Source organism: Variovorax nivicola (assembly GCF_051216475.1).
Classification (GTDB): Bacteria; Pseudomonadota; Gammaproteobacteria; order Burkholderiales; family Burkholderiaceae_C; genus Variovorax.
Genome location: NZ_JBPJZK010000001.1, coordinates 1,298,379 through 1,313,334, shown reverse-complemented (window position 1 = coordinate 1,313,334; position 14,956 = coordinate 1,298,379). Strand labels below are relative to the sequence as shown.

Sequence of the window (14,956 nt, the reverse complement as noted above, 5' to 3'; positions counted from 1 at the left end):
GGTCACATGCCCAGATACACGCGACGTACTTCGGGGTTGTCGCGCACCTCGGCTGCCTTGCCCGACAGCATCAGTCGGCCTGTCTGCAGCACGTAGGCACGCTCCGCGATCTCCAGGCTTTCAGCCAGACGCTGCTCGACCAGAAGCACAGTCACGCCGGCCTTTCGAATCGTCAGCACGGCCTCGAAGATTTCGTCGACCAGCTTGGGCATGATTCCTTGCGAGGGTTCGTCCAGCATCAGAAGGCGCGGCCGTGTCATCAGTGCGCGGCCGATGGCCAGCATCTGCTGCTCGCCACCCGACAGCGTCTCCGCCCGTTGCTTCAGGCGTTCCTTCAAGCGCGGAAACAGCGTGAACACCTGGGCCAGCGGCGCGTCGCGGTCAGCCTTCTTGCGATGCAGGTAGCTGCCCAGGCGCAGGTTGTCTTCCACCGACAGGCGTGGAAACAGCCGCCGGCTCTCGGGAACGAACGCCAGGCCGCGCGCGGCGATCTGGTGGCCGGGCAGGGCATCGATGGCCTCGCCGGCAAAACGAACCTGGCCCGACTGGGTTTTGACCAGCCCGGCAATCGACTGGAGCAGAGTCGACTTGCCGGCACCGTTGGCACCGGCGACGACGACGATTTCGCCCTCGTTCACGGACACCGAAATATCGGCGATGGCGACCATGCCGGCGTAGGCGGTGGTCAGGCCGCTGACTTCAAGCAGCATGGCGTGTTCCCAGGTAGGCGGAGATCACCGCCGGGTCGCGCACGACGTCGGCAGGGCTGCCGCTGGCGAGAACGGTGCCGAGGTTGAGGACGATGGCGCGGTCGACCAGCGGCATCACGATCTGCATCACGTGCTCGACCATGACAACCGTGATGCCCGCGTCGCGCACGCGCCGGATCAGCTCCACGCCCAGTTGCGCCTCGCTTGGCGTGAGGCCCGTGAGCACTTCGTCGAGCAGCAGCAGCTTCGGTTCGGTGGCCAGCGCGCGCGCAACCTCCAGGCGACGCTTCTCGGGCGGCGTGAGTTCGCCGGTAAGGGTGCCGGCCGTGCGCGAGAGGCCCGTGAAGTCGAGCACCTGCAGTGCCGCGAGGCGAGCCGCCTTCGACGAGGCGTGGCGCACGAAGCCGCCGACCATCACGTTCTCGAGCACCGTCATGGAATCGAAGGAGCGCGGGACCTGGTACGTGCGCGCAATGCCGAGCGCACAGCGGCGCGTGGCCGGCAGTTCGGTGATGTCGCGGCCGTCGAAGCGGATGCTGCCCGAGGTCGGCAGATAAGCGCCTGCGATCAGGTTGAACAGGGTCGACTTGCCCGCGCCGTTGGGTCCGATCAGACCGAGGATCTCGCCCCGGTGCACACGCATGCTCACGTCACGGTTCGCAACGAGGCCGCCGAAGCGGCGCGTGACGTCGATCGTCTCCAGAAGAATGTCGAGGCTCATCGTGCGGCCTCCCGGATCCGGGTCTTCCTGGCGAACAGCTTGATCAGCCCTTCGGGCTTGAGCAGCGCCACCGCCATGACGAGGCCGCCGTACAGCATCAGGTCGAGGCCGCCGCCGGAGCCGCCGACGTAGCTGCGCGTGAATTCCGAGAGCGGCACGAGGATCGCGGCGCCGAGGATCGGCCCCCACAGCGTGCCGATGCCGCCGAGCACCACGGGTAGCACCATCAGCAGCGAGAACCTGAAGTGCATCACGCTGTCGGGATCGACGTAGGACACGAAGGCCGCATAGAAGCCGCCGCCAATCGCGGTGAAGAAGGCCGACAGCGCGGCGGCCGCCATCTTGGACCGGAACACGGTCACGCCGAGGCTTTCGGCGGCTTCGGGATGGTCCTTCACGGCGCGCCACCAGTAGCCCCATTTCGAGCCTTCGATGAAGAAGGTCAGCAGCCAGGTCACGACGAGCAGCCCGAGCGCGAAGAAGATGTAGGGCGTCTTGTCGCGCGCAAACTGCAGCGTGGCCCAGCTGTCCGGGCCAAAGGGCCACTGGATGCCCGTGGCGCCGCCGAGCCAGTCCCAGTTGTGGACGATCAGCAACCCCATCTCGGCGATCACCAGGGTCGCGATCGAGAAGTAGTGACCCTTCAGCCGGAAGGTGCCGTAGCCGAGCGCCAGGGCCAGCAACACCGCCAGCCCGCCACCGGCGAGCATGCCGAACCAGGGCAGCACGCCGTAGCTCACATAGAGCTTGCTGACCGCATACGCGCCAACGCCGAAGTACAGCGCGTGGCCGAGCGAGATCTGGCCGCAGTAGCCGCCGAGGATGTTCCAGCTCTGGGCGAGGGCGGCGTACATCAGCGTCAGCACGATCACGTTGCGCAGGTAGGCGTTCTTCACCAGCAAGGGAAGCAGCGCGATGAGTGCGAACACCACCACTGCCTCGATGAGCTGGCGGCGCCGATGCCGGGTGACGCCGGCCAGCAAAGAAGACGAAGAAGACGGCGGGGCCGCGGGGGAAGATGGGATGGACATCAAAGCTTCCCGAACAGCCCCTGCGGGCGAAGAAAAATGACGACCAGATAGAGCGCGTAGATGCCCATCGATTTCATGGCCGGCGGCAGGATGTTGGCAGTGAGGGCTTCGACCAGCCCGACGACGATGCCCGCAACGAGCGCGCCGAACACGCTGCCGAAGCCGCCGAGCGCGACGGTGATGTAGGCAATGGTCGCAAAGCCCGCGCCCACCTGGGGATGAATGGCGTAAGAGGTTGCGAGCACCGCGCCCGCCACGCCGACCAGCGCCGCACCCAGGCCCCAGCCGAGCGCGAACACGCGGTTGCTGTCGATGCCGACCAGCGCGACCGCGCCCTTGTCCTCGCGCGTGGCCTCCAGCGCCCGGCCGAAGTCGGTGCGCGTCGTCATCAGGTACAGGCCGCCGAAGGCGACCAGCGAGATGAGGCCGCCGAAGATCTGCGACCAGGGCAGGAAGATGCCGCCGAGGTCGAGCGTCTTCGCGCTGAGCCAGGTGTGGTCGACGTTGCGGAAGTCCGGCGTGAAGAAGAATTGCGCACCGCCCTGGATCAGCGTCGCCAGGCCGAAGGTCGAGAAGATCTGGACCATGCCCGTGTTGACCTTGGAGCGCATCGCATGCCGCACCACGCCCGCATAGACACTCGCGCCAACGATGAACATGACAGCCGCCACCAGCGGCAGCGAGAGCACCGGATCGAGGTGTGCGAACACCGCGAAGCCGAAGGTCGCGTACATGGCGAGCATGAGGAACTCGCCATGGGCGAAGTTCACCACGTCCATCAGCCCGAAGATGAGCGAGAGCCCGGCAGCGATGAGGGCGTAGATCAGCCCCATCAGCAAGCCGGTGGCCAGGATCTGCGGCAGTGCGGAGGCAGTCATGGGTTCATCGGCCAGACCGGCGTCGCGGTCGCGACTTCGAACGGAAACACCGTCGAGAACTTACCTGCCTTGAACTGGATCAGCACGGGGCTGGCAAATGTGTTCTGGCCCGTGGCGTCGAACTTCACGCGCTTCCACGGCATGATGGTTTTCTCGCCTGGAATGTCGGTGGCAACCAGCGCTTCGCGGATCTTCTTCGGCTCGATCGACCTGGCGCGGTCTATGGCCTCCGCCAGCACCATCAGCGCGGTGAACACCCGCGAGGTCTGGTCGTTGAGGTCGCGTCCGGCGCGCGCCTTGAACATGTCGTTCACGGCCTTGGCCGACGGCCGCTTGTCGCCCATGTCAGCGGAGAAGCTGGCGCGCGAGATCATGCCCTGGAGCTTGTCGCCCACCGATTCGAGCGTGGGTTTCTCGATATAGCCGGCCGCCTGCGTCACGAGGTTCTTCGGCTTGTAGCCGATCGACGCCATTGCATTGGTCAGCAAGATTGCGTCGCTGGTGTAGCTGGAGGGCAGGAGCACGTCGGGGTTGGCCGTCTTGATCTGCTGGGCCTCGGCGCTCAGCGAGGGCGAGTTGGCGCGGTACTTGATGTCGCAGGCGATCTTGTAGCCCCGCTCGTTGGCCAGCTTGCGCTGCACGGCGGACGAGTCCGTGCCGAAGATGGTGTCTTCGTAGAAGATGCCGACGCTGCCGATCGGCTTGCCCTTGCCCTTCATCGCATCCATGAAGTCGAACATGGCCTCGCTGAACATCTCGTCATGCGCCGAGGTGCGAAAGAAGTACTTCAGGCCGCGCCGGCTCAGGCTCGGAGAAGAGGAATCGGCGCAGAGATAGGGCACCTCGTAGCGCTCGCAAGTGGCGCTCACCGTGGCGGAGACGGCCGAGTGGAATGCACCGACGATGGTGCACACATTTTCCTGCGTGATCAGGCGTTCCGCCTCGGAGCGGCCCTTTTGCGGGTCGCCCTGGTGGTCGGCGTAGACCACCCGCACCTTTGCGTTCCCCAGGCCTGCAAGGCCGGCATTTTTGGCGCCCGGCAGGTCGAGCGTGCTGGCGGTGTTGATGATTTCCAGTGCGGTGTCGATCGCGTGCTTGCTGTCCACGCCGACCTGCGCGCTGGAACCCGTCAACGGGTAGATCACACCGATGACGACCTCGCCTTTCTGGGCCAGGGCCTGGGTGAAGGCGCCGTTCAATGCCACGGTGCCGGCAATGCCAATGAGGGCTTGTCTGCGTTTCATGAATGAATCTCCGGTACTGCAGGGGTGAATCGGGGAGGAAGCGTGAAGGCGATGAAAAGTCAGAACACCGCGAGGTGGCTGTTGCGGACGTCCGAGACCAGCATCTGCCCAGGCTTGTGGGTGATTGCAAGTTTCGGGCGCGCTGTGCGAATGGCGCGTTGCGGTGTCACGCCGCAGGCCCAGAACACCGGCACTTCGCCGCGCCGGATCTCGGAGCGCTCGCCGTAGTCGGGCTGGTCGATGTCCCGGATGCCGATGGCCGCCGGGTCGCCGAAATGCACCGGCGCGCCGTGCACGCCCGGGAAGCGCGACGTGATCTGGATCGCGCGGATGGCCTGCTGCGGCGTCATCGGCCGCATGCTCACGACCATCGTGCCGCCGAAGCGGCCGCTGGGGACGTTGGCGATGTGGGTGTCGTACATCGGCACCGTGGAGCCCTGTTCGATATGGCGTATCGGCAGTCCGGCCTCCAGCAAGGCTTCTTCGAAGGACATCGAGCATCCGATGACGAAGCCGACCATGTCGGCGGTCCACAGTTCGCGCAGGTCGAGCACTTCGCCGGCCGGCTCGCCGTCGCGAAAGACGCAGTACGCCGGTGCATCGGTGCGCAGGTCTACCTCGCCGAGCTCGGGCACGCGCCAGTCGCCGAGCTCGCTGACGCCGATCACCGGGCAGGCCTTCGGATTCAGGCGGCAAAAGCGCAGGAACTCTTCGGCGAATTCGCGCGGCAGGATCGCCAGGTTGCCCTGTGTGTAGCCGGGGCTGTGGCCTGCGGTCGGGCCCCTGAAGCGGCCTTCCCGGATCTCGCGGCGCAGATCGGCGGGATGCATCCAGATCGTGGAGTTCATCGGGTTCTCGAGGGAAGTGAGCAAGGAATTTGCTTACTGTAGGAATCGCAGTGCACCGCGTCCATCGAGGAATTAGCGCGGGCACTGTTCAGAGAAATTGAACAGCGCACGCCCCACGCCGGGGAATGAAGCTGCAACGTAGTGCGCTCGCGCACTGGATCAGGAGCAAGTGAACACCAAATTCATCGAGACCTTCGTGATGCTGGCCCGCATCTGCAGCGTGCGCCGCGTGGCGGAGCACCTCAATGCCACGCCCGGGACCATCTCTATGCGTGTGCGCAGTCTCGAGGAGGAACTGGGCGTCACGCTGTTCGACTACGACCACAAGACCATGCGCATCACGCCGGATGGCTCGCGCCTGCTGCGCCATGCCGAAGGTGTGCTGGAAGCAACGCGCGCCATCCAGGCTGCTGCGGCAAGCGGCAGCGTGATCGGCGGCCGCATCCGCGTCGGCGTGCTCGAGACGGCCGTGCACACCTGGTTGCCCGACTTCATGAAAGCGATGCGGACCCAACTGCCGCAGGTCGAAGTCGATCTCACGGTCGACCTCACCGTCGATCTGGCCGACCAGTTGATGCGGGGCACCCTGGACTTCATCCTGCGGGTGAGCAACGAGGTCGGCAGCAGTTATTCGGTCATGGAAGACCTGATGTCGCTGCCCATCCACTGGGTCGCCAGGCGTGGGCTCATCCCCAAGCGCGACGCCCTGCGCAAGACACTCTCGCACCAGCTGCTGACGCAGGTGCGCGGCACGACACCGCACATCGCCGCGGTCAATCTCGCACAGCAACTCGCGGCGCGCCAGGGCATGGCGCAAGGCGATCTGCGCATCTCCGGTTCACCGTCGCTGGCGGCATTGGTGTCGCTGGTGCGAGAGGGTGTCGGTGTCGGCATCATCCCCGGCTTGCTGGTCAGGGAACACATCGAACGCGGCGAACTCGTGCTGCTGCCGTTGCCCGCGCCACCCTCTCTCGGAGTGGCGCTCTCGCACCAGCCCAATGCGACGCCCATCGTGCTGCGCACCGCCGACATCGCGCGACAGGCTTGCAAGGCGTATTGCAGGCGTTGCGGCACCCAGTGGGTGCAGCACCTCGGCTGACTGGCATACCAAACTTGAAAACACCTTCAACCAACATGCAAGATGCGATGCCGACGATTCCTCCCGGTTGGGCCTGCGACTTTGTGCACCGTCTTGCGATGCGCGCGCCGAAGTGGGGCGTTCAGCCCGGTATCGGCCAAGAATGCCGAGTGCCATGAGCTCCAGCGCACCGACAGCGTCTGTCCGCATCACGGGCTGGCAAATCGAACCGGTGGGCGATCGATGCCTCCAAGTGCGCTTGGGCGATCGGGTGGGCGCCGAAACCAGTCGCACCGTGCAGAACGTCGCTGCGTACCTGTCATCGGCAAGCCTGCCCGGCGTATTCGATGTGGTGCCCGCGTTCACGACCGTGGCCTTGCACTATCAGCCGCTCGCATTCGCGCGACGCCAGGGGGCGGCATCCCTGCAGCTGGCACGGCGCATCGAGCGACTGCTGGGCGGTGACATTCCCACGCTGCCAGTGAACGACCAAGTGATCGACATCCCCGCCTGCTATGGCGGCGAATACGGCCCCGACCTGGAAGATGTGGCCCGGCGCTGCGGCCTGACGGCCGATGAAGTCGTGGGGCTGCATTCCGCGACGCCGATGTCGCTCTACGTCTACTTCTTCTCACCGGGCAACCCGTTCTTCGGTCCGGTCGATCCCCGGCTGAAGGTCCCGCGGCGCGCGACGCCGCGCCTGCTCGTGGAGGCAGGGTCGGTCGCCATCGCAAACGGCATCACGTCCATCTACCAGACGGCGCTTCCCGGAGGCTGGAACGTGATCGCCCGTACCCCTTGGAGCATGTTCGATGTGACGAAGACCCCACCGACGCGGATGCAGCCCGGCGCCCGGGTGCGCTTTCATCCGATCTCGCCTTCGCAATTCGCGCAGATGCAGGAGCCCCGGTCATGACCCGGGGCCCGTTCGCGCACATGCAGGTTCTGCAGCCGGGCATGTTCTCTGTGGTGCAGGACTTGGGGCGCCTGGGCCACCAGCACCATGGCGTTCCGGTGACTGGCGCCATGGACGAGTGGTCGCACCGGGTTGCCAACATGCTGGTCGGCAATGCCGACGATGCGGCGGTGCTCGAATGCACGCTGACCGGCCCCGCTGTTCAATTCACCCGGGACACGCTGCTGGCTGTCTGCGGTGCGCAGGTACGCATCATCGCGGGGGACCAGCCCGTTCCCATGGGGTGCGCCGTGCTGCTGCGCCGTGGCGTGACGCTGGCTTTCGGCGAGCGCAGCAGCGGCGCCCGGATGTACCTGGCGGTGCGCGGCGGCTTCGCGACGACGCCCGTGCTCGGCAGTCGCAGTACCTACCTGCCCGGAAACTTCGGAGGCCACGAGGGGCGGGCGCTGCGCAAGAACGACCGGGTGCCTCTTGCTGCGTCAGACCCGAATGCGCCCACGCTGGCGCTCGAGCGCATCCTGGTGCAAAGCGGCTTGCCGTTCGTGGCGGCAGCGCGCATCGGCACCGAACTGCCGGACGGATCGCCCGAAGGCGTTCGCTTCATACCGGGGCCGCAGTGGAGCGCCTTCTCTGCCGAGGCGCAGGAGCGCTTTGTCAGCCAGCCCTTCGTGATCTCGTCGCGATCCAACCGCATGGGTTACCGCCTCGAAGGCCCCGGCCTGCAACTCACGCAGCCGCTGGAGATGATTTCGGAGGCCACGAGTTTCGGCACGGTGCAAGTGCCGCCTGACGGCCAGCCTATCGTGCTGATGGCTGACCGCCAAAGCGCAGGCGGCTATCCCAAGATCGCCTATGTCGCGAGCGCTGATCTTCCGCGCCTGGCCCAGGCGCTTCCGGGTGCGTCCATCCGCTTCACTCCGGTGGCCCAGCAGGCGGCCGAGCAAGCCTGGCTCGATCTCGAAGACCGGCTGGCGCTGGTGCGGGAGATGGCCGCGCACGCGCTCGCCTGAGCCCGCATCGAACCGCACGCCCCCACTCACAAGGAACAAGGAAACACAGCCATGCCATCGATCGACATCAACTGCGACATGGGCGAGAGCTTCGGCCCCTGGGTCATGGGGCAGGACCTCGAGATCCTCCCGCACGTGACCTCCGCGAACATCGCCTGCGGCTTCCATGCCAGCGACCCCGACACCATGCTGAAGACCGTGCGGGCGGCCATTGCCAATGGCGTGGCGCTGGGCGCCCATCCCGGTCTGCCTGATCGCCAGGGCTTCGGACGGCGCGCGATGGACATGTCGCCGGCCGAGGTCTATGCGCTGGTCATCTACCAGGTCGGTGCGCTGCAGGGCTTTGCACGGTCCCAGGGCGCATCGCTGCACCACGTCAAGACCCACGGCGCCCTCTACAACATGACCGTGCGGCAGCCGGCGCTCGCCGAAGCGGTGGCGCAGGCGGTGTTCGATTTCGATCCGACGCTGCAGCTGTTCGTGGCGAACAGGAATATGGCCCAGGCCGCGCGCGACAAGGGCCTGGCGGTGTGCTCCGAGGTCTTCGCAGACCGCAGCTACCAGGACGACGGCACGCTGACACCGCGCTCGCAGCCGGGCGCCATGATCGAAGACGTCGAGCAGGCCATCGCACAGGTACGGCGCATGGTGCTCGAGGGTGTCGTTCGCTCCGTGAACGGCGTGGACGTGCCGGTGGCCGCCGACACCCTTTGCCTTCACGGCGACCAGCCCGGCGCCGTCGTGTTCGCCCGGCGAATCCGCGCGGCGTTGCTGGCCGACGGCATTGCCATCGCGCGGACCTGAGCGTTTTCCACTGCACGCCCTTGCTGCGATCGGCGCGGCCTGCCTGGTCCCGCCTGGAGGTTCAGGCACCGGCTCGCGGACAGCAGGCGCAAACGCCACTCTGCCGGAGTCGCCGATAGCTCGAACCGTCGCTCTGCGCAACAGCGGCATGCCGCGAATTTCCCTCGCTTCGCCGCCCACCCAGTGAAGCCGGCACGCTCAGCACGCGGCCAGACTCCGACCCGCACGCGGGGCAGGGCGCTGGCCTGTCGAACAGGGTCATCGGCCGCCGTTCGACGAACGGTCCGCAGCGCGGGCAGGTGTAGTCGTAGGTGGGCACAGAGCTACCAGCCGCCCGATTCCCCACGCGCCACGTAGCGGCCGCTGCCGGCCTTGCCGAGCCATCGATCTCCGTCGACGAGGAGTTCACCGCGCAACAGCACCTTTTTCACTTGCCCCGTCACGCCCCGGCCTTCGAACAGCGTGAAATCGCAGTTGCCGTGCTGCGTCTTCGCGGAGATGACGTGTGGCGCATCGGGGTCGAAGAGCACCAGGTCGGCATCGCTGCCGACGGCGATCGTCCCTTTTTGCGGAAACAGGCCGAACAGCTTCGAGGGCGCCGTGGACACCAGCTCGACGAAGCGGTTGAGCGAGATGCGGCCCGCGCGCACGCCGCCGTCGTAGAGGGTTGCCATGCGTGTTTCCACGCCGGGTACGCCGTTGGGGATCTTCGAGAAATCGTTCCGGCCGTACGGCTTCTGGTTCACGCGCCCCAGGTGCCCTTCCTTCATGCAGAAGGGGCAATGGTCGGTCGAAACCAGTTGCAGGTCGTCGGTGCGCAGCGCGGTCCACAAGGCCTGCTGCGACTCCTTGGAGCGAAGGGGCGGACTCATCACGTAGCGTGCCAGATCGAAGTCCTCGCTGTCGTAGGCACTGTCGTCGAAGAACAGGTAGTGCGGACAGGTTTCGGCAAACACCGGCACCCCCATGTCCCGGGCCTCGACCACATGCTTGAGCGCCTCTTTGGCCGAGAGATGGACGAAGTACACGGGCGCATCGGCGAGTTCGGCGAGCTTGATGCCGCGGTGCGTGGCTTCGCCCTCCATGATCGCCGGCCGTGTGAGCGCGTGGTACTTGGGTGCGGTGTGCCCCTGTGCCAGCGCCTCCTTGATGAGGAGTTCGATGATGGTCCCGTTCTCGGCGTGCAGCGCGATCATGCCGCCGTGCTGCCCGACCATGCGCATGGCCTGGAAGATGGCCGCGTCGTCGACCATCACCGAACCCGGGTAGGCCATGAACATCTTGAAGCTCGAGACTCCCTCGTGGCGGATCGCATGCTGCATGTCGGCCAGCGCCTGGTCGTCCACGCCGGTCACGATGACGTGGAAGCCGTAGTCGATGCAGGCCCCGTCGGCACCCTTCGCACGGGCCCCTTCGATGGCCTCGAGCACGCTCACGCCCTTGCGCTGGAAGGCGAAGTCCACGATCGTCGTGGTACCCCCGAAAGCGGCCGAGCGCGTGCCCGACTCGAAGCTGTCGCAGGTGGTCGAGTCGCCGAAGGTGTTGTCCATGTGGGTGTGGCAATCCACCCCGCCGGGCAGCACCAGCATGCCGGCGGCGTCGATGACCTCGACGTCGGCGCCGACATCGAGTGCGCGGCCGATGGCGACGATGCAACCGTCGTCGATCAGCAGGTCGGCGGTGTAGTCGTCCACGGCCGTGACGATGCGGCCGTTGCGGATGATCTTGCGGGTCATGGGCGGGGCTCTCCTTGGTCGGTTCGGTTCAGGCGTGCACGCCGGCCTCGACCAGCGCACGTTCCAGTGCCGCGACTTCATCGCGTGGCAGCGGTCCTATCGGGGGGCGCATGGCGTCGCTCGGAAAGCGGCCCAGCAGCTTGAGGCAGGTCTTCAGGCGTGCCGTGGCGTACCCGCCGGGCGCGGTGCCATAGATCGCCTTGGCGAGCGGGTAGATGCGATCGTTGAGATTGCGTGCCTGCGCGAGGTCGCCACGCTTGATCGCAAGGTCGAGGTCGATCACCAGCTCGGGAACGACCGCGGCCAGGCTCACCAGGCTGCCCTCGCTGCCGATCGCGAAACAGGTCAGCAGATGCTCGTCGCCCGAGGCCATCATGGCGACGTGCGGCGCCACCCGCTTCACCAGGCGGCGGTTGGCCTCGTAGGCCGCTGCCTCCCAGCTTCCCTCCTTGATGCCGACCACATGCGGCATCTGGGCGAGCTCTGCCAGCACCTCAGGGCGATAGGCGAGGGTGCCTGCATTGACGCCGGCCTGGTAGAGCATCAGGGGCATCAGCGCGTTGGCATTGGCGATTTGGTGGTGCGTCACCGCCATGCGCGAGTCTTGCGAGAGCGCCCACGAGAACGGCGGGAAGACCAGCACGGCATCGGCCCGCGCAGCCTTGGCATCGTCGACATGGCGCTGGGCCTCGAAGCTGTCTTCGGCATTGATGCCGCACACCAGCAGCGATCGTTCGCCGCAAACCTCGAATGCGATCTCGACCACCCGGCGCTTTTCCTCGCGCGAGAGCGAGAAGTTCTCGCCGGCATGGCCGTTGATCAGCAGGCCCTTCATGCCCGGCACAAAGGCGTTGGCCTCGAGATGACGCGCCAGCGTCGCTTCGTCGATGCGGCCGTCGTCGAGCAGCGGGCACAGGGTGGCGGCGTAGATGCCGTGGAAAGCGTCGGGTTGTTGGGGAATCATGGGAACGGGTTGTCAAGCGCCGGGCATCGGCATGCCCAGCAGGCGGGCGGGATCGAAAAGAGGCAGTTCGGGCTGCTGCCCGAGGATGTGCTGGGCCATGATCCGGCCCATGAAAGGGCCGCTGGTGTAGCCCGAGTGGGCGCTGCCGACCACGTAGGCCCGCGGCACGCCAGGCACGTCGCCGATGATCGGCATGGCGTCGGCCGTCTCGGCTTCCAGGCCGAGCCAGATGCGCGCGATGCGGGCCTCGGCCAAGGCGGGGAGTGCATAGGCCGCCAGGCGCATGTTGCCCACGAGATTCTGCGGACGGGCCTCGACGCCGCCACGCTCGCGGTCGCCTTCACCCTGCCAGCCGCCACCGATCAGCACGGTGCCGTTGGCGAACTGCTTGAGCGACAGCAATCCGTTGGCGACGCTGAGCACGGTGCGCATCACCGGTCGTATGCGCTCGGTGATGATGAGCTGGTTGATCAGCACCTTGATCGGGATCTGCACGCCGAGCCAGGCGAGCATGTTCTCGATCCACACCCCGCCTGCGAGGACCACGCGCGTCGCCTGCAAGGGCGGCCGGCTCGCCGCGCCACCGAATCGGATCACGTGGCCCGAGTCTCCGGAATCGATGCCTTCGACGGGCGTGTTCTCGATCACGTCGACACCGGCGGCCATGAGCGCATGGCGGAAGGCGCGGCCCGTGAGATAGGCGCTCGCGAAGCCATCGATGTCGCAATAGCCCGCCTTCAGCAGGCCGGGATGCACGCCGGGCTCGATCTCTCTCGCGCGCGCCGGCGAGATGACTTCGATCGGCGCGCCGTATTCGCGCCGGGCTTTGGCGCGCAGTTCGACCAGCTCGCACTCGGCCTCGGTAAAGGCGAGCGTGAGGCCCGGCACATGGGTCGCGAGCACGCCCATGCCCAGCCATTTCTCGGCGTCCATCCACATGTGCCAGGCGCGCATTGCATAGGGCACCAGCGCGGCGCGCGTCATGTGCAGCGTCAGCGTGCCGGCGTTGACGCCGGATGCCTCGCGGCACAGAGGCCCGCGATCGACCAGTGCGACCCGCATGCCGCCTTGCGCGAGATGCAGCGCGGTCGAGCAGCCCATGACGCCGCCACCGATCACGACCGCGTCGTATGCGGCCGAGAAGCGCACGTTGTCGCTCACAGCGGTGCCGCCTTCGGGATCGGGATGTCGGCATAGGTGTAGTTGCCGGCCACCTCGGCGAGCGAGACTGGACGCAGCGGCGCCCGGCCTGTGAAGCAGCCCACGGCTTCGCGGCTGCCCGCGTGAGCGGCGAGCAGGGCGCCCGCGATGTCCCCGCAGGTGCGGCCCTGGCAGGGGCCCATACCGCAGCGTGTCCAGGCCTTGAGTTGATTCATGTCGCGAGCGCCATCGCGCGCGGCGGCGTCGATTTCGGCACGGGTCACGTCTTCGCAGCGGCAAACCACCGTGTCGGGCGCGATGCTCGCGACGGCGCCTTCGCGCAGTGCCATCAGACCCGCCATCGCGCGCCCGAAGCGGGCGGGCTTGCGCCATTGCGCGAGCAGTCGATCGCGCTCGAGCGCATGGGCCTCGGCCGTCAATCGCCCGAGATCGTGGGCGCAGGCCACGGCCGCAAGTTCGCCGTGGGCGCTGGCTGCGGCGGCACCGGCAATGCCAGCCCCGTCGCCTGCGACGTACAGACCGGCGACGGAAGTTCGGCCTTGCGCATCGGCGTCGGCAATCCAGCCACCGCGCGCCGCTTCGTATCGATGGCGCGCGCGCAGCAGCCGGGTGACGTCGGTGCCGGGCACGAGGCCGTGCCCGACCGCGACGGCGTCTGCCTCGAAAGCCACAGGCGTGGCATGCGCAACGGGCGCACCGGTCATGTCGACCGGCTGCGCGTGAACCAGGAATCCGTCGCCGAGTGCCTCGACCGACGCGATGCCGTGGCGATAGAGCAGCGGCACACCCGCCTTGCGCAGGCGCGCCTGCCATTGCACGCCCTGCCACAGCAGATCGGGCCGGCCTGCCAGCGAAGGCAGGGTCTGCAGCCAGTCGGCCCGGCTGGACAGGTCCAGCACTGCAGCGACCTCGCCGCCGGCCTTGAGGATGCCGCTGGCCACAGCCAGCAGCAGGGGGCCGCTGCCTGCCACCAGCGTGCGGCGCCCGGGCAGCATGTTCTGGGACTTGAGGAGGATCGTGGCCGCGGCCAGGCCGATGACGCCGGGCAAGGTCCAGCCGGCGAAGGGAACGACCCGTTCGGTCGTGCCCGTTGCCACGAGCAATGCGCGCGGCTGCCAGCTCGTCACGCCCTTGGGGCCGATCAGGTCGGTGCGAAGGCTGCTGCCCACGTTCCACACCTTGTGGCCGAACAGGCATCGGATGCCGGAACGGTTCAACTCGGCGCGCAGGGCGTCGCCCTGTACGGCTTCAGCCGAGGGCCGCGCGCCCGCGGCCCGCGTGAAGCCCGGGGGCAGGGGGCGCCACACCTGTCCTCCCGCGTCGGAGTTCTCATCGACCAGCAGGACGTCGAGGCCACAGGCCTGCGCGCGCAGCGCTGCGCGTCCACCGGCCGGTCCGGCGCCGATCACCAGCAGATCGATGGGGGAAGGGAGCGTTTCAGCCAAGACGCTGCTCCCGGAAGTCGAGCGATTCGATCTCCAGGCCCGCCGCCGCCGGCACCTGGCAGGCCGGCAGCTTGCGCCCGCCGACCCATACGAGGCATTCCTGGCAGGAGCCCATGAGGCAGAACATTCCGCGCGGCGCGTTGTCGCGCGGACTTCGTCGCAGTTCGCGCTGTCCTGCGGCAAAGAGTGCCGCCGCGACGCTCTCGCCCTCGAACGCGTCGACCGTACAGCCGTCGGCCATGAAACGCACCGCAGGTCCGCGCTGCACCGCCTGGTCGGCGCGCAGCGATGGCATCGCAGAAGTTGAGCTTTTCGTCATGAGAGGAAGTGACGGAATGAACGGCGGAATGAACGGCGGAATGAACGGGTAGACGCGAACTGAAAGCTTGGACTGGACCGTTCGAAGTTTA

The 14,956-nt window shown here is 67.0% G+C and carries 16 protein-coding genes; 4 read left to right on the top strand and 12 right to left on the bottom strand.

What is annotated here, in order from left to right:
* Window positions 1–2: 2 nt before the first annotated feature.
* From ACSFBF_RS06185 to ACSFBF_RS06160, 6 genes are read right to left on the bottom strand one after another with little or no spacing between them, the layout of a single operon-like run.
* Window positions 3–710 (bottom strand): ABC transporter ATP-binding protein, encoded by a 708-nt coding sequence (locus ACSFBF_RS06185; protein WP_435465449.1) that lies wholly within the window; start codon window positions 708–710, stop codon window positions 3–5.
* Window positions 700–1,431 carry an ABC transporter ATP-binding protein gene (locus ACSFBF_RS06180; protein WP_435465448.1) on the bottom strand — a complete coding sequence of 244 codons (732 nt, stop codon included), beginning with the start codon at window positions 1,429–1,431 and terminating at the stop codon, window positions 700–702. The genes ACSFBF_RS06185 and ACSFBF_RS06180 overlap by 11 nt, the downstream gene beginning before the upstream one ends.
* Complete coding sequence (locus ACSFBF_RS06175) at window positions 1,428–2,462, bottom strand: branched-chain amino acid ABC transporter permease (protein WP_435465447.1); 1,035 nt, start codon at window positions 2,460–2,462, stop codon at window positions 1,428–1,430. Before ACSFBF_RS06175 ends, ACSFBF_RS06180 begins: the two co-directional genes overlap by 4 nt.
* On the bottom strand, window positions 2,462–3,340 hold the full coding sequence (locus tag ACSFBF_RS06170) for a branched-chain amino acid ABC transporter permease (protein WP_435465446.1): 879 nt from the start codon (window positions 3,338–3,340) through the stop codon (window positions 2,462–2,464). The genes ACSFBF_RS06175 and ACSFBF_RS06170 overlap by 1 nt, the downstream gene beginning before the upstream one ends.
* Complete coding sequence (locus tag ACSFBF_RS06165; RefSeq protein WP_435465445.1) at window positions 3,337–4,584, bottom strand: ABC transporter substrate-binding protein; 1,248 nt, start codon at window positions 4,582–4,584, stop codon at window positions 3,337–3,339. Before ACSFBF_RS06165 ends, ACSFBF_RS06170 begins: the two co-directional genes overlap by 4 nt.
* Window positions 4,585–4,643: 59 nt before the next feature.
* On the bottom strand, window positions 4,644–5,432 hold the full coding sequence (locus ACSFBF_RS06160; RefSeq protein WP_435465444.1) for a putative hydro-lyase: 789 nt from the start codon (window positions 5,430–5,432) through the stop codon (window positions 4,644–4,646).
* Between the two features lie 169 nt (window positions 5,433–5,601).
* Here ACSFBF_RS06160 and ACSFBF_RS06155 point away from each other — a divergent pair, with 169 nt between their 5' ends.
* The 4 genes from ACSFBF_RS06155 (at window position 5,602) to ACSFBF_RS06140 (ending at window position 9,240) form a co-directional block, all read left to right on the top strand.
* Window positions 5,602–6,531 carry a LysR family transcriptional regulator gene (locus ACSFBF_RS06155; protein WP_435465443.1) on the top strand — a complete coding sequence of 310 codons (930 nt, stop codon included), beginning with the start codon at window positions 5,602–5,604 and terminating at the stop codon, window positions 6,529–6,531.
* Between the two features lie 154 nt (window positions 6,532–6,685).
* Window positions 6,686–7,426, top strand: a complete 741-nt coding sequence (gene pxpB, locus ACSFBF_RS06150; RefSeq protein ID WP_435465442.1) for a 5-oxoprolinase subunit PxpB — start codon at window positions 6,686–6,688, stop codon at window positions 7,424–7,426.
* Window positions 7,423–8,436: a 5-oxoprolinase subunit C family protein gene (locus ACSFBF_RS06145; RefSeq protein ID WP_435465441.1), complete on the top strand. Its 1,014-nt coding sequence runs from the start codon at window positions 7,423–7,425 to the stop codon at window positions 8,434–8,436. Before pxpB ends, ACSFBF_RS06145 begins: the two co-directional genes overlap by 4 nt.
* A 51-nt stretch (window positions 8,437–8,487) precedes the next feature.
* A complete protein-coding gene (locus tag ACSFBF_RS06140; protein WP_435465440.1) occupies window positions 8,488–9,240 on the top strand; it encodes a LamB/YcsF family protein in 753 nt (250 codons plus the stop codon).
* A 61-nt stretch (window positions 9,241–9,301) separates the two neighbouring features.
* On the opposite strand, the gene ACSFBF_RS06135 is transcribed toward ACSFBF_RS06140, so the two are convergent.
* From ACSFBF_RS06135 to ACSFBF_RS06110, 6 genes are read right to left on the bottom strand one after another with little or no spacing between them, the layout of a single operon-like run.
* Window positions 9,302–9,559: a zinc ribbon domain-containing protein gene (locus ACSFBF_RS06135; protein ID WP_435465439.1), complete on the bottom strand. Its 258-nt coding sequence runs from the start codon at window positions 9,557–9,559 to the stop codon at window positions 9,302–9,304.
* A 4-nt stretch (window positions 9,560–9,563) separates the two neighbouring features.
* Window positions 9,564–10,976: a dihydropyrimidinase gene (hydA, locus tag ACSFBF_RS06130; protein ID WP_435465438.1), complete on the bottom strand. Its 1,413-nt coding sequence runs from the start codon at window positions 10,974–10,976 to the stop codon at window positions 9,564–9,566.
* A gap of 28 nt (window positions 10,977–11,004) precedes the next feature.
* Window positions 11,005–11,940: a dihydrodipicolinate synthase family protein gene (locus tag ACSFBF_RS06125; RefSeq protein WP_435465437.1), complete on the bottom strand. Its 936-nt coding sequence runs from the start codon at window positions 11,938–11,940 to the stop codon at window positions 11,005–11,007.
* 12 nt (window positions 11,941–11,952) lie between these two features.
* Entirely contained in the window at window positions 11,953–13,101 is a 1,149-nt protein-coding gene (locus ACSFBF_RS06120) for an NAD(P)/FAD-dependent oxidoreductase (RefSeq protein WP_435465436.1), read from the bottom strand.
* On the bottom strand, window positions 13,098–14,546 hold the full coding sequence (locus tag ACSFBF_RS06115) for an FAD-dependent oxidoreductase (protein ID WP_435465435.1): 1,449 nt from the start codon (window positions 14,544–14,546) through the stop codon (window positions 13,098–13,100). The genes ACSFBF_RS06120 and ACSFBF_RS06115 overlap by 4 nt, the downstream gene beginning before the upstream one ends.
* The gene (locus ACSFBF_RS06110) at window positions 14,539–14,865 is read right to left on the bottom strand and encodes a (2Fe-2S)-binding protein (protein WP_258349757.1); all 327 of its coding nucleotides are present in this window, start codon (window positions 14,863–14,865) and stop codon (window positions 14,539–14,541) included. The genes ACSFBF_RS06115 and ACSFBF_RS06110 overlap by 8 nt, the downstream gene beginning before the upstream one ends.
* Window positions 14,866–14,956 lie beyond the last annotated feature (91 nt).

What these genes read in the sequence shown, in the direction of transcription:
- ACSFBF_RS06170 (WP_435465446.1), bottom strand. Translation starts at nt 3,340, where the DNA reads ATGACTGCCTCCGCACTGCCGCAGATCCTGGCCACCGGCTTGCTGATG.
- ACSFBF_RS06160 (WP_435465444.1), bottom strand. Translation starts at nt 5,432, where the DNA reads ATGAACTCCACGATCTGGATGCATCCCGCCGATCTGCGCCGCGAGATC.
- ACSFBF_RS06185 (WP_435465449.1), bottom strand. Translation starts at nt 710, where the DNA reads ATGCTGCTTGAAGTCAGCGGCCTGACCACCGCCTACGCCGGCATGGTC.
- ACSFBF_RS06175 (WP_435465447.1), bottom strand. Translation starts at nt 2,462, where the DNA reads ATGTCCATCCCATCTTCCCCCGCGGCCCCGCCGTCTTCTTCGTCTTCT.
- ACSFBF_RS06125 (WP_435465437.1), bottom strand. Translation starts at nt 11,940, where the DNA reads ATGATTCCCCAACAACCCGACGCTTTCCACGGCATCTACGCCGCCACC.
- hydA (WP_435465438.1), bottom strand. Translation starts at nt 10,976, where the DNA reads ATGACCCGCAAGATCATCCGCAACGGCCGCATCGTCACGGCCGTGGAC.
- ACSFBF_RS06180 (WP_435465448.1), bottom strand. Translation starts at nt 1,431, where the DNA reads ATGAGCCTCGACATTCTTCTGGAGACGATCGACGTCACGCGCCGCTTC.
- ACSFBF_RS06140 (WP_435465440.1), top strand. Translation starts at nt 8,488, where the DNA reads ATGCCATCGATCGACATCAACTGCGACATGGGCGAGAGCTTCGGCCCC.
- ACSFBF_RS06145 (WP_435465441.1), top strand. Translation starts at nt 7,423, where the DNA reads ATGACCCGGGGCCCGTTCGCGCACATGCAGGTTCTGCAGCCGGGCATG.
- ACSFBF_RS06110 (WP_258349757.1), bottom strand. Translation starts at nt 14,865, where the DNA reads ATGACGAAAAGCTCAACTTCTGCGATGCCATCGCTGCGCGCCGACCAG.
- ACSFBF_RS06165 (WP_435465445.1), bottom strand. Translation starts at nt 4,584, where the DNA reads ATGAAACGCAGACAAGCCCTCATTGGCATTGCCGGCACCGTGGCATTG.
- pxpB (WP_435465442.1), top strand. Translation starts at nt 6,686, where the DNA reads ATGAGCTCCAGCGCACCGACAGCGTCTGTCCGCATCACGGGCTGGCAA.